The organism is Streptomyces sp. HUAS CB01 (genome assembly GCF_030406905.1).
GTDB lineage: Bacteria > Actinomycetota > Actinomycetes > Streptomycetales > Streptomycetaceae > Streptomyces > Streptomyces chengbuensis.
Genome location: NZ_CP129137.1, coordinates 2,375,034 through 2,387,296, shown reverse-complemented (window position 1 = coordinate 2,387,296; position 12,263 = coordinate 2,375,034). Strand labels below are relative to the sequence as shown.

Here is a 12,263-nt window from a genome sequence, read left to right as displayed (position 1 = left end):
ACTCGGAGCCCGTAGCGGCGCGAACGCCCGTCGACAGACTCGGCACCGTGGCACGCACGACAAACAGCGAGGACGTATCCACGCGCGGCGCCAGGCTTACAAAGCAGATGTCGGCGGTTCGAAACCGTCCGCGCCCACCAGCGAAGAGGCCCCGACCGAGCCCGGTCGGGGCCTTTTGTGTGCCTCGGACCAGACCGTGCGCCGCCCGTGGCTCCCTCGTGGCCGTACCGGTCGGCGGCGCTGAGAGCCAGCAGCGTCACCATTGAAGCTTGCACGTCAAGCCGCTACGAGTCGCGTGCGGGGAGACATGGGACCGAGGGGGCGATGCCGGAGAACCGGCTCGCGAACTGCGCCCCGCGTTGGGTCATTTCCTGGCAGCGGATGCGAACCCACGGTGCCGTGCGACCGCCACTGTGGAGGTCAGGAGACGAGATCGCGCCAGAACGGTGCCGTTGCCTTCGGGCTCCACTCCTCGTTCACCCGGCCACGTCCTTCCTCGAACTCCTGATGGATGTAATCCGCGAGGTCGGTTCCGTAGTAAATGATGTCCGTCTGCCACATCGAGAGCACCGGATGTCCGAAGGCGCCTCGGCCGGCGGGAAGGTATCGGTGCCCGTACACCGGCACCATGACCGGCGCCTCCGCCAGGTGCAGCCGTGCTTCTGCCAGCGCCGCCGTCTCGTCGGCCGGGCGCTCACCCCATGCCTCGTGCCAGAAGCCGTTCTTGACGTCGAAGAGCACGCCTTCGATCGGCCGGCGAAGCCGGGCGCGCAGCTTGTCCGGGTCGCCCCCGCGCCATTCAGGCCACGGCCTGGCCCACGTCTGCCCCTCCTCAGGTGGGGTATTGACCGGCAGGCCCGCCGCAAGGAACGCTCGGTGATCGTCTGCGAACTCGAAGCCGTATTCGCCCTCGATGTGAGCGAACTCCGCATCCGTCAGCCCTGGCTCGAACCGGTAGAGCCCCGTTCGGGCCAGACGGTCCGCCGCATCCGACCCCAGCCGTGTCCCTGCTTCTTTGATCATCGCGGCACCCTAAGCCTGACGCGGTCAACCTGTCACCGGGAATGGTCCGGTGGGGCATTCAGGTGGGCCGGTGTCAGGTCTTGCCCGGCCCGTCCTCCGTGTCGACGAAGAACGAGTCGTGGCGCACGAGGAAGTCCGCGAACTCCCTGCCGCCCTTGCGCGCCATCTCGCCGACCCGCTCGAAGTACTCCTCGCGTGGGGCACCCGGCACGAACAACAGCAGCATGGACACGGGCGCGTCCGAGTCGTTCCGGAACGCGTGCAGCCCGCCGACCGGTACGTAGAGGAAGTCGCCGGGGTGACCCGACGTCCAGCGCTCGCCGTTGAACAGGCTCAACTCCCCGTCCAGGACGAAGAACGACTCCGAGATCGCCCGGTGGAAGTGGGTGCTCGGCCCCGGTGAACGCGGAGCCAGGTCGACGCGGTACAGCCCGTACTCCCCGCCCGTCTTGGCGTGCGTCGCGAGATAGCTCGTCCGGTTGCCCGATTCCGAGGAGATGTCGGGAGGGGTGTCGGCCGGTCTGAAGACGGCGTTGATCTCTCCTTCCTTCCCGAGGTACCGCGGTTCCGGATACTCGGGGTACGACATGGTCGGCTCCTTGGAGTGACGGCTCACGGCGGACGGTCAGCGGCCCCCTCGTCCACTATCCCGCGGCGTACCTGGAGCCGCCTGACGGGCGGCGGGGCACTCCCGGGCCGGCAGCGAGGCTCCGGGGCCTTCCGGATCGGTGCGGGGCGGCGGACGGGGCGGAAGGGGCGAGGTGGCGAGGGGCCCCTGTCCGGTGGACGGAAGGGGCGTCTGCCAGAATCACGCGCGTGAGTCGGACTTCGGCGGGCGAGCGACTGAGCAGGGCTCTCGACTGGGCCGGGCTGATCCCGGCCGGACTCGTCCTCGCGATCGGCATCGGGGAGTACCAGGACAACGGGTCCGTGCTCTGGCCGGCCGGCGGGGGACTGCTGGTTCTGGTGAACCTCTGGGTGCTCCACCGAGGCGCCCGCAGGAAGGGAAGGACCGCCGAGATCCCGTAGGCGTGGGGTGCGGCGTGCGGGGATTTCCGTGGGGCCCCTCGCCGAGGTGAGGGGCCCCACGGTCTCGCGGGGGGCTTACGCGGCCGGGGCCTTCTCCGGCGCCTTGTACCCGAAGACCGACACGGCCTGGTAGTAGGTCCAGGCCGTGCCGTTGCACGAGGTGCGGGTGGCGCCCGAGTAGCGGGCGCACACGCGCTTCAGGTCCTCGTAGAAGGCCGAGTCGAGTCGGGCCTTGTGGGCGCTGAACGTTCCTGCGGCCTTGTAGTTCCGGTATCCGAAGTCATGTCGTGCACATGACATCCGAAAAGGGAAGCCGAACGGATTGTCGGGCGAGGAGGAGCAGTAGTCCGTGGTCCAGTCGAAGCCGTAGGCGCTCCAGGCGCCCTGATTGGCCCGGGCGGCCGCCCAGGCGTTGTAGCTGGACGCGCTGGTCTGGGTCCAGGAGCTGAGCACCTGGGGCTTGTCTGCGGGGGCGGCTGAGGCGGTCCCGGCCGGAATCAGAACGGCGGGGAGCGCCAGGGCGAGTGCGGCGAGCGGAAGGGCAGAACGGCGACGCATGCAGAACCTCCGTACCAAGGACGGGAGTTGGTGCGCGCCACGTGGCCTGTCCACGGGCGAGTCCAGAGTGCCGTGTGACGCGCGTCCTGCACAGTCTTTGCGCCACGACCAGTGGATGAACTCCCGTCGGCCGGAGGCCTCTTCGGCCCCGCTCGACACCGACCTGGCGGGCCGCGGGCGGGCTGCGCCGTCAGCCGCGGAGGGTGGCGCCGGGGCTCCTCCCGTACATCCGGCGGTAGGCGGCGGCGAATCGGCCCTGGTGCGCGAAGCCCCACCGGGTGGCGATGGCGGCGACGGTGGCACCGGCCCCCGGATCGGCGGCCTTGAGGTCGGCGTGTGCGTGGGCCAGCCGGACCCGCCGCAGATAGGTCAGCGGAGTGGTCTCGGCGTGGCCACGGAAGGCGTACTGCAGGGCACGGGGGGTGACGTACACGGCGGCGGCGATGTCGGCCAGGGAGATGTCGGTGTGGGCGTTGGCGTCGATGAAGGCGATCGCCCGGCGCAAAGTGCCGGGTGAGGCGTCCCGGGTGCCGTTCTCCGGCGACGGACCGCCGGCGGTCGCGGTGTTGGGGAAGACCGTCAGAGCCGTGGCGGCCAGCAGCCGGCCCGCCTGACCGAGCACCAGGTTCGAGGTGAGCCCGGAGGCGAGCGTCTCCGCGACGAAGTCCTGGGTGCGCGTCCACAGGCGGGCGAGCGGGGCGTCCGAGGGGATCGAGCGGAGGAAGCGGGGGAGTCCCGGATGCCGGGGGTCGGCGGTGGCGGCCGCCTCGGTGAGCAGCGCGGCCGACAGGTTCACCGTCGTGCAGCGGGTCTCGGTGTGGCGGGCGAAGCAGGGCCGACCGCCGGGGCGTACGAGGAGGACGTCGCCCGCCGTGAACCGCTCGTCCACTCCGGCCGCGCTGCGCTCGAAGAGCCCGGCGGACATCGTGACGACGGTCAGGGCGGTGACCTCGTGCGTGGTGAACTCCATGCGGGCGGGCAGGGAGACCGCGCCGCCGGCGAAGGCTCCCGCGTCCGTACGGAGCAGGCTGTACTCGGGCCCGTCCGCCGCGGCCCGCAGCCGCAGGCTCAGTCCGTAGGCGTCGCCGAGGAACCGTCCGGCTTCCTCCGCGCTGCGGGTGCGGAACTCCGTGCGCACCACGCCGCCGCCGGGTGTCGGTGGTGCCTGGGTGCGCGGCTGCGTGTGTACCGCGCCGCCGGCTCCGGTGGTGGCGGACGGTCCGGCGAGCGTGTGTACCGCGCCGCCGGTTGTCGGGGGCACCGGGGTGCGCGGTTGCGTGCGCACCATGCCGCCGGCGCCCGTCATGACCGGGCTGTCGGCAGGCCGCCGTCGTTCCGCAGAGTCGTCGAGGGGGAGATCCCGTACGCCTGCCGGTAGGCGACCGAGAAGTTCCCCGGCTTGCCCCAGCCCCAGCGCGCGGCGATCAGGGCGACCGTCTCGCCGTCCGCCCGGTCGGCCGCCTGGAGTTCGAGATGGGCGCGTTCGAGGCGCACCCGGCGGAGATAGCCCATGGGGGAGATCCCGTGGTGGCGGCGGAATCCGTACTGGAGCGCCCTGGCGGACACGCCCGCCGCCGCGGCGATGTCGGACAGCGCGAGCGGGCCGTCGGCGTGGGCGTCGATGTACGCGACGGCCCGGCGCATGGTGACCTCGCCGACGTGGCCGGGGCCGCGCAGCAGCGGGTCCTGCGCCGTGTAGGTGTTGGGGAAGAAGGCCAGCGCGGCCCCGGCCAGCATGCGGACCGCCGCGTCCAGGACCAGCGGGGTGCCCGCCACGCCCTCCGCGCCGAAGAGGTCCCAGACGTAGCGCGTGGCCGACCGCCACACGGCCGCGTGCGCGGGTTCGGCCGATGCCTGGAGCCGCAGCAGGCGCAGCGGGGTACGGGACTCCTCCCGGCCCAGCCCCGCGACCTCGCGGAGCAGGGCGGGTTCGATGACCGCCACCCGGGTGCGGGCGTGGTCCAGATGCGAGTGGAAGGGGATGCCCGGCTGGGCGGGGGCCATCACGTCCCCGACGGCCGAGTCGCTGCTGACGCTGTCGCAGTCCACCGTCACACCCCCCGACAGGACCTCCAGGACCATGAGCGGGCCCACCGGTTCCACGTCGTAGGACACGTCCGTGGGGAACGCGATCGAGTCCAGGGCGAGCGGGCCCACCGCTCGCCGTTCGTATCTGCAGGGCGCGCCGTCCACCGCCGGCCGCGTCATCCGGATCCGTGTCCCGTACGCGGTGGCCAGGGATTCCAGGCCGCGTTCCACGTCCGGTGTCGAGAAGGTGCTGCGGACCACATCGCAGCGGCGGCTCGCACCCACGGCTTCTCGCTTCCTTCCACCGCACAGTCGCCAGGCACTCGGGCGGGCGGCCGGGAGCCGGCGCCGCCTCTTCCGCCGCCGACGGTACGCGCGGGCGCCCGGGGTACGAGCCGGACGCCACGCCGCACATCTGCCCACCAGGTCACTCTGCCGGGGCGGCCTGCCGCAGGCGTGCCGGAGGCGACTTGGCGTGCCTGGGCATGCGGGTCCTCGACCGCGAGGCGCTGGAGAGCGAGCCCGGCGATGCGGACGTCTTCCGGCGCTGAGTGCCCGGGGCGCCGGCCCGGGAGCCCGGCGGCCGGGAGCCGGGTGTGCACCGGCTCCCGGCCACCTCCGGCTGCGGCCCATTCCGTCGGCGTCCCAAGCCCATTCCACCGCCGTCTCGGCACTTTCCGTCGGTGTCGAGGTGCATTCCGTCCACCGGTGGAATCGATATCCAATCGCAGGTTTGAAAAGGGTTTCGCGTATTCGCGTGAGGCAAGCAGGCAGGGCATGAGCAACCCCCATGAACCCATGCCGGTAAATGATCCCTACAACCCCTATCCGCCCCAGCGGGAGGCTTATCGCCCCAACCGGGAAGGTGCCGGAGCAAACCGGGCGGCCTTGGTCATCCACACGATCGCGGACATAGCCGCAGGATTTCTGATCCTCTGGATCCTGCTGTATCTGCTCGGCGCCAACCAGGGCAACGTCTTCGTCGGCTTCGTGCGCGATGTGGCCGACTGGCTGGCGGGCTGGTCGCAGGACATCTTCACCATGGACGGCGAAGGTCTGCGAGTCATCCTCAATTACGGTCTTCCGGCCCTGGTCTACCTGCTGCTCGGCCATGGAATCGCCGCGAGGGCACGCCGGCTCTGACGGGTTCCCCGTCGACCGGGCCGCGTATGACGGTGAGGTCCGCGACCCGATCCATGAGGCATGAACGGAATCATGTGGGAAGTCGCGGACCTCACGAAGCGGTGTCGGACCGTCCATTCGTGGGGACCGGCCGACCCATTCGTGGTGACCCGGAGCGCCCATTTGTGGTGACCGGGTCGTCCGGTTCGTGGTGACCGCGCCGGGAATACCCGAGACGGCCGTCGGTAAATCTTCGCAGCAGCATCACACGGGCTGCGCGTTCCGTCCGGCTCGGGCCGTTAGCGTTACTGGCCGCTCGATCCCGCGTGCGTGAACAGTTCGCCGGCGTCCCTGGCGGCGCAGTCAGCACAGAAAGACCGCAGATGGACTACTGCTCCTCGTGCCGCAGAGACCTCAACGGCGCACTCGTGTGCCCGGGTTGTGGTGCATACGCTCCGGACATCGCCCCGCCTTCACAGCGCCACCACGGCGGCGGAGCCTCGACCGTGACCGCGCGCCTGGCGACGGGCGGGCAGGGCGTCAGCGATCGGGGGTCCTACCCCGAAGCGGCCGCGTACTTCGACGCGGCTGCGAACGGCACCCGGCCGGTGGACGGCCCTGCCGGCCACGCGACGGACGCGGTCACCACGTCCACGACGGAAGCGTCGGGCTCCGATTCGTCCGGCGGTATCCCGTCCCGGCACACCGGTACGGCCGAGGGCGAGGCCGCCGCGGACGCCGGCATCTCCGGCGGCTCTGCCACCGGTCAGGGCCGTGCGGCGCGACGGCGGCAGCTCGCACGGTGGAAGAAGCACCGGCGCCGGGCCGCGGCGGCGACGGCCGTGGCCCTGGTCGGCGGCGGCCTGACGATCGCGGCCCTGCCCACCGGCAAGCCTTCCACCGGTCACGCACACGCCTCCGCGCCGCCGGAGCCGACGAGCGGGGCCACACCGTCCGGATCGGTGTCGCCGGACGGCCCGTCGGCCGAGGCGCCGGACACCGCGACCGCGCAGCGGCCCGGCACCGGCCGCCCCGCGGCGACCAGCGGGCACCAGGGCGGCGCCGAGGCCACCACGCCACGCGCCGACACGGAGAGGTCGACGAGGTCCAGGACGGCCGGGCAGCCCGAAACCGCCCCGGACGAGTCGTCCGCGCAGCGGTCCTCCGTCGACCGGCACACGGCCCCGCCCGCCGCGCCCCGGACACCCGAACAGCCGCCCGGCGGCGACGCCCCCGCGACACCGGCCCCCGGGACCACCGCGCCGCCCCCCGCCGCCGAGACCCCCGGTCCGGCCACACCGCCCGCGAGCCTGCTGCCGACCACGCCCGGCGGGTCGCCGGTCCAGGTCTGCCTGGTCGGGCTGTGCATCGGCTGATCGGCGCGTCGTACCCGTGGGCGGGCGACTGCCGGCGCTGATCTCGGCGGCGCCGGTACGTGCCCATCCCTCCCCCTGCGCGGCCGCACGAGCGCCGCGCCCCGACCGCCGTACGCGGCTCGCGTCACGCGTGGAGGCGCCGCGACCCAACCCCGTCAGGCCCGGTCAGAGCACGGACGGACTCCGCCTGCCCCGGGCCGGGCCGGACGGAACCAGGGCACGCACCCGTAGGCCGTGGGCACGCACCCGTAGGCCGTGGAACAACCGGATCCCGCCGCCGAGGACCGCAAGGAGGCCGAGTCCCCATGAGCACTGGCTACCAGGCACGACTGCACAGAATCGGCCGGTGGTGGGCCGTCGACATCCCGGAACTCGCGATCCACACGCAGTGCCGCACCCTCGACGAGGCCGAGGACATGGCCCGCGAGGCCATCGCCGAGGCACTCGGGACGTTTCCGGACGCGGTCGCCGTCGACCTGGTCGTTCCCGAGTTCGCGCCCCTGCTGCACACCGTGACGGAGGCACGGAGGCGGCGGGCGGCGGCCGACTCGGCCGAGCGGCAGACGCTGTCCGAGGCCGTACGAACCCTGGTCGAGGACCTGCGCATGAGCCAGGGCGACGCGTGCCGGCTGCTGGGGATGTCCCACCAGACGGTGGCCCGGCTGGCTCCGGCCCGCGGCTCCGCCGACTCGCGGCCGTGGCACGTCGACGGTCAGCCTGCGCCGGGGCCGCGGGGGTTCGGCAACGGGGGCGGTACCGGCGGTGGAGGCATCGGCGGAAGTGCCGGTGGCGGAGGCGTCGGACTGGGCAGCGGCGGTTTCGACGGTGGCGGCCGGGTCGGCATCGGCGGCTTCGGCGGGGCGGTCGGCGAGGGTGACACCCGGCAGGAACCGCACGGGCACGAGCACCAGCGTCCGGCCGAAAGCCGATCGGGCGGTTCGCCCCGCACGGCCGGAGGCATGACACGCACGGGTGGTCGCCGACCGGCTGCGTCGACGATCCGGCCGCGTTGGGCGGTTGCGGAGGACGAGGCCTGACGTCGGCCTGAGCGCCGCGGTTCGGCGGGGCGGTTGTGCCGGGCGGTGCGGTGGTTCGGCGGGGCGGTTGTGCCGGTGCGGTACGCCGGGCTGAGTGCTGCGGTGCGGTGGTGCGGCGGGGCGGATGCGCCGACGCGGTGCGGGCCCGCCCGGACGCACGCCGGGCCCGGTCGGCCACCGGCGGCCGGCTCACCCGGTGCTTCCCGGCCGTGGCGACGCGGTGTCGGGCGGGCGGGAACGCGTCCCGGTCGGGAGGGGGCGTCCGCCCCGGCCCCGTGTGGCCGCGCGGGGTCCGGGGTGCCCCGCGAGACTGGAGGGATGACAGGCCAGACCCCTGCCGAGTCCCCCGGGGCCGAACCGGCGGCCGCCGGACGGGGCGACTACACCGGTGCCGTGTACGGTTCGCTGCTCGCCGCTTCCGTGGTGGTCGGTGCCGGCTCGCTCGGTTCGTTCCCGCGGCTGGAACTCGTACTGCTGCTGCTCTGCACGGGCGTCGTCTTCTGGGCCGCGCACGTCTTCGCCCGGCTCTTCGGGGAGCGCATCGCCTATGTGTCACCGAACGGGCACGAGATCCGGCGGGTGTGCCTCGCCGAGCGGCCGATCCTCGAGGCGGCCGTCCCGCCGGCCGTCGCGGTCGCCGTCAGTCCTCTGCTGGGGCTCGGTCCGGAGGGGACGGTGTGGCTGGCACTCGGCGTCGCGGTGGCGGGTCAGGTCGGCTGGGCAGCTGTCGCGGCCCTCAGGGCGGGGGCGTCGCGGCGCATCGTGCTCGCGGCCGGGGCGGTCAACCTCGTCCTCGGGCTGCTCATCGTGGCGTTCAAGGTCATCCTGAAGCACTGAACGGTCGCCCCACCTAGACTTCTCCCATGGCCCTGCGCATGTCGTGGCAAGTGTCACCGGTGGCGTCGGCGGGTGAGGAAGTGCCCGACGTGGAGGGCGCCGTGGCGGCACTGGACCGTTCCGTACGGCGCATCCGGGAACGGGTCCTCACCGGTCCCGAGGGCCGGGACCTGGGCGAATCGGCGCGCCTGATGCGATCCCTCATACTCGACGACGGACGCGCGGCGGTGGAGCGCGGCGAGCGGTGGTCGGCGTCGGTCGGAGAGATCGAGGTGACCCTGTCGCCGGTGGACGAGGCCGCCTAGCCCGCCCGATCGCGTCGCCGGGCCCGTCGGCCGCCGCTCCTCGCGCCTTCGGGGAACGGGGCCCGCGGGGCCGTCCGGGGCGCCGGCCGATCACGGGTGTGCGTTCGCTCTCCCCGCGGGAGCGAACGTGTCCTCCCGCGCCGCGAACAGCCGGACCGGCCAGGTCGGCGCGGCGGCCGCGATCGCCAACGCCGTTCACCACGCCGTCGGCAGGAGGGTGCGCACGCTGCCGATCACGATCGAGGACCTGCTCCGAGGACAGGCGCTACTCCGAGGGCGGCCCCGGCCGCCGGTGGCACGGGCCCGACCGCCCCGGTGGTCCCGTGACTCCGCCGGAGAGCGTTCATCGCAGGGGGCGTTGCGGTACGCGCGGGAAGACCGTGAACCTGAGCCGGTGCTCCGGCGTGGGTGCCCAGCGCCGTGTGCAGTGCGTGCAGTACCAGCGCCACCGGTCCTCGAAACCGGGGGCGGTGCGGGTGGTGTCCTTCCACAGCGGCGGGCGCGAGGGGCACTGCGGGCACGACGGAGGTTTCGGCACCATACGGACTCTCCTTCAGGTCCGGTCCAGCGTGGTGCTTCGGCGTCCCGTCGGGGAGACGGACCGGATGCCGCCACCCGGATGGGGGACCGGCCGGTGCGCGGTGGCCCGCGCCGGGGGTGCGACCCGCGTCGGGGGCGTGGGACCGGTTCAGGGCAGGGCGCGGGGCCGGTTCATGGCCGGGTGCGGGACCGATTCAGGGCAGGGCGCGGGGCCGGTCGGCGTCGGAAACGCGACCTGGCGCGGGGCCGTACGGCGTCAGGGCACGGGGCCGGTTCATGGCCGGGTGCGGTGCCGCCCCGGATGCCGCACGACCGGCCCGGCGCCGGACCACGGCCCGGTGCCGCCCCGCATGCCGACCGGCCCGGTGCCGGAGCACGGCCCGGTGCCGGTCTAGGGGCACGACTCGTCGAACTTCACCGCCGTCAGCATGACCGGCCGCCCGTTCAGCGGCGCGCCCGGCGCCGGATCCTGTGTGCAGACCCGCCAGTTGGACTCGACGAGGACGACCCGGCCCTCCGGTGACGCGTCCTCGGCCCTCAGACCGGTGGAGGTGTCGAGGGAGCGGCGCGCGACCCTCACGGACTTCCCCCGGAAGTCCGGCATGGTGGCGCCGGCGGTGGTGGGCGTGCCGCCCTCGTCCCGTGCGGGGCAGGTCTCCTCGAGCTTCACCGCGCCGAGGTCGATCCTCGTCCCGGTGGGGTGATCGCCGGGGCGGGGCTGCTGGGAGCAGACCTTCCAGTTCCGGTCCAGGACCTGGTTGCGTCCGCGGCCGAGGGCGTCATGGGAGGTGAGGGCGCGGAAGCCGAGCGACTGCGCCCTGTCCTGGGCGGACTGGAGCCCCATGCCGACCAGGTCCGGGAGGTGCGCGGCCCCGGCACCGGACGTCGCGGTGCCCGGTTCGTCGGTCGCGGGGGACGGCGCGGGCTTGCCGGAAGGCCCGGCGGTGTCCTCGCAGGCGGCGGTGAGGGCGATCAACGAGGCGACGGCGAGTGCGGCGGCGGCGGCCCGGAAGCGCATGCTCCCCCCAAAGTCCGGTGCGGGTGCTGCTGTTACCGCATCATCCTCCGTACGGCGGGCTCACGGAAGCCGGGAAACGGCGAACGTACCGGCGCTGCCAGGGGGTTTCGACGGCGTGGCGGTCGTAGTGCCGTCGTACGTAGGCCACCGCCTCGTCGGCCGGTACGCCGTCGAGGACGGCGAGGCACGCCAGCGCCGTGCCGGTACGGCCACGTCCGCCCCCGCAGGCGACCTCGACCCGCTCCGTGGCGGCTCGCGCCCAGACCCCGCTCAGCGCCGCGCGGGCGCGGTCCCGGTCGCTCGGCAGCCGGAAGTCCGGCCAGCGCAGCCACTCGGCCTCCCACGGGACCTCGGGGGGACGCCTGCCCAGCAGATGCACCGCGTACGTGGGTACGGGGCCGTCGGGCAGCGGATGCCGCAGACCGCGCCCCCGTACGAGCCGCCCCGAGGGCAGACGGAGGACACCGGGTGCGGTCGCGGGCCAGGGCTCGGTCATGAGCCCAGCAGACCACAGCACCGGCCGCTCCCACGAGAGCCCGGTGCCGCCGGCGGTGGTCCCGGAGCCGGCCCGCCTCGCTGTGCCGCCGACGTCCGCCGGCCCCCCGCGGAACGGGCTTCGCCCGGTGGTCTACGCCGGCACGAGGACCGTGAGCCATTCCGCCTCGTACGGCCGGTAGCCGAGACGGTTCCACAGCCCCGACACGATCGCCGGGACGTGGCCCGCTCCGTAGACGACGGCCACCCGGATCGGCTCGGCACCGCGTGCCGCGTGGATCTCGCCGAGGGCGTCGAGCAGACGCCGGTCGCGCCGGACGGTCAGCGCGCGCCCGACGGGGTCGTCGGCCAGCATTTCCGCCCGCGGCGTCGACGGCAGGTCCTCGACCGCCAGGTCCTCGTCGAGGAAGGCGCGCGGCCCGCGCAGCGCGAACACCAGGCCCATCACGGGAGCCGCGACGAGGAGCAGCAGGTACGTCGCGCGCGGCAGTGTCCGCAGGTCCTCGATCGCCTCCGCCGCGGTCACGTCCGGGCGGATCACCGTCGCGTCGCCGGGAAGCAGCAGTTCCTCGCGCTGTTCCTGCAGCCCGTTGCGCCGCCGGCGCGGGGCGAACCGGTAGGCGAGCGTGAGGGCGCTCACCCGCGCCGACTTTCCCCGGATTCCCTCGACCACCACGAGGTCGCACTCCCTGAGCCGGAGGCGGACCTGGGAGTAGAACGCCGGTGAGGCCACGTGCAGCATCGGGAAGATCACGAATTCGAGTGGCGTCCCCCGTCGCCGCACGGTGATCACGGCGGATCTGACGGCGTAACCGGTCACCTCGACGATCTGCATGGCTCCCCACCCCCGTGAACCTCGCCCGGTTGTCCTTCCGTTCCCTTGCGCCCGTACCAG

General features: G+C 73.4%; 15 protein-coding genes. 6 read left to right on the top strand and 9 right to left on the bottom strand.

Annotation, left to right across the window (positions count from 1 at the left end):
- Positions 1 to 420 precede the first annotated feature (420 nt).
- Positions 421 to 1,023: a hypothetical protein gene (locus tag QRN89_RS10620; protein ID WP_290349113.1), complete on the bottom strand. Its 603-nt coding sequence runs from the start codon at positions 1,021 to 1,023 to the stop codon at positions 421 to 423.
- Between the two features lie 73 nt (positions 1,024 to 1,096).
- A complete protein-coding gene (locus QRN89_RS10615) occupies positions 1,097 to 1,612 on the bottom strand; it encodes a cupin domain-containing protein (protein WP_290349112.1) in 516 nt (171 codons plus the stop codon).
- 227 nt (positions 1,613 to 1,839) lie between these two features.
- Here QRN89_RS10615 and QRN89_RS10610 point away from each other — a divergent pair, with 227 nt between their 5' ends.
- Positions 1,840 to 2,052: a hypothetical protein gene (locus QRN89_RS10610; protein ID WP_290349111.1), complete on the top strand. Its 213-nt coding sequence runs from the start codon at positions 1,840 to 1,842 to the stop codon at positions 2,050 to 2,052.
- Positions 2,053 to 2,127: 75 nt separating this feature from the next.
- Here QRN89_RS10610 and QRN89_RS10605 read toward each other — a convergent pair whose 3' ends face one another.
- The 3 genes from QRN89_RS10605 to QRN89_RS10595 form a co-directional block, all read right to left on the bottom strand.
- Entirely contained in the window at positions 2,128 to 2,610 is a 483-nt protein-coding gene (locus QRN89_RS10605; RefSeq protein ID WP_290349110.1) for a phospholipase, read from the bottom strand.
- A gap of 190 nt (positions 2,611 to 2,800) precedes the next feature.
- Positions 2,801 to 3,916, bottom strand: a complete 1,116-nt coding sequence (locus QRN89_RS10600) for a helix-turn-helix transcriptional regulator (RefSeq protein ID WP_290349109.1) — start codon at positions 3,914 to 3,916, stop codon at positions 2,801 to 2,803.
- Entirely contained in the window at positions 3,913 to 4,923 is a 1,011-nt protein-coding gene (locus QRN89_RS10595) for an AraC family transcriptional regulator (RefSeq protein WP_290349108.1), read from the bottom strand. The genes QRN89_RS10600 and QRN89_RS10595 overlap by 4 nt, the downstream gene beginning before the upstream one ends.
- A 513-nt stretch (positions 4,924 to 5,436) precedes the next feature.
- On the opposite strand from QRN89_RS10595, the gene QRN89_RS10590 reads away from it, so the two are divergent.
- The 5 genes from QRN89_RS10590 (at position 5,437) to QRN89_RS10570 (ending at position 9,315) form a co-directional block, all read left to right on the top strand.
- Positions 5,437 to 5,781, top strand: a complete 345-nt coding sequence (locus tag QRN89_RS10590) for a hypothetical protein (protein WP_290353651.1) — start codon at positions 5,437 to 5,439, stop codon at positions 5,779 to 5,781.
- 362 nt (positions 5,782 to 6,143) lie between these two features.
- Entirely contained in the window at positions 6,144 to 7,136 is a 993-nt protein-coding gene (locus tag QRN89_RS10585; protein ID WP_435833245.1) for an SCO2400 family protein, read from the top strand.
- A gap of 305 nt (positions 7,137 to 7,441) precedes the next feature.
- Entirely contained in the window at positions 7,442 to 8,173 is a 732-nt protein-coding gene (locus tag QRN89_RS10580; protein WP_290349106.1) for a type II toxin-antitoxin system HicB family antitoxin, read from the top strand.
- A gap of 318 nt (positions 8,174 to 8,491) precedes the next feature.
- Positions 8,492 to 9,010 carry a hypothetical protein gene (locus tag QRN89_RS10575; RefSeq protein ID WP_290349105.1) on the top strand — a complete coding sequence of 173 codons (519 nt, stop codon included), beginning with the start codon at positions 8,492 to 8,494 and terminating at the stop codon, positions 9,008 to 9,010.
- 26 nt (positions 9,011 to 9,036) lie between these two features.
- Positions 9,037 to 9,315, top strand: coding sequence for a hypothetical protein (locus QRN89_RS10570; RefSeq protein ID WP_290349104.1), 279 nt, complete (start codon positions 9,037 to 9,039; stop codon positions 9,313 to 9,315).
- 343 nt (positions 9,316 to 9,658) lie between these two features.
- Here QRN89_RS10570 and QRN89_RS10565 read toward each other — a convergent pair whose 3' ends face one another.
- From QRN89_RS10565 to QRN89_RS10550, 4 genes are all read right to left on the bottom strand, one after another.
- Positions 9,659 to 9,856, bottom strand: a complete 198-nt coding sequence (locus QRN89_RS10565; protein ID WP_244529653.1) for a hypothetical protein — start codon at positions 9,854 to 9,856, stop codon at positions 9,659 to 9,661.
- 390 nt (positions 9,857 to 10,246) lie between these two features.
- Positions 10,247 to 10,873: a PASTA domain-containing protein gene (locus QRN89_RS10560; protein ID WP_290349103.1), complete on the bottom strand. Its 627-nt coding sequence runs from the start codon at positions 10,871 to 10,873 to the stop codon at positions 10,247 to 10,249.
- Positions 10,874 to 10,913: 40 nt separating this feature from the next.
- Positions 10,914 to 11,369 carry a protein-tyrosine phosphatase family protein gene (locus tag QRN89_RS10555; RefSeq protein ID WP_290349102.1) on the bottom strand — a complete coding sequence of 152 codons (456 nt, stop codon included), beginning with the start codon at positions 11,367 to 11,369 and terminating at the stop codon, positions 10,914 to 10,916.
- A 132-nt stretch (positions 11,370 to 11,501) separates the two neighbouring features.
- Complete coding sequence (locus QRN89_RS10550; RefSeq protein WP_290349101.1) at positions 11,502 to 12,203, bottom strand: hypothetical protein; 702 nt, start codon at positions 12,201 to 12,203, stop codon at positions 11,502 to 11,504.
- Positions 12,204 to 12,263: the final 60 nt, after the last annotated feature.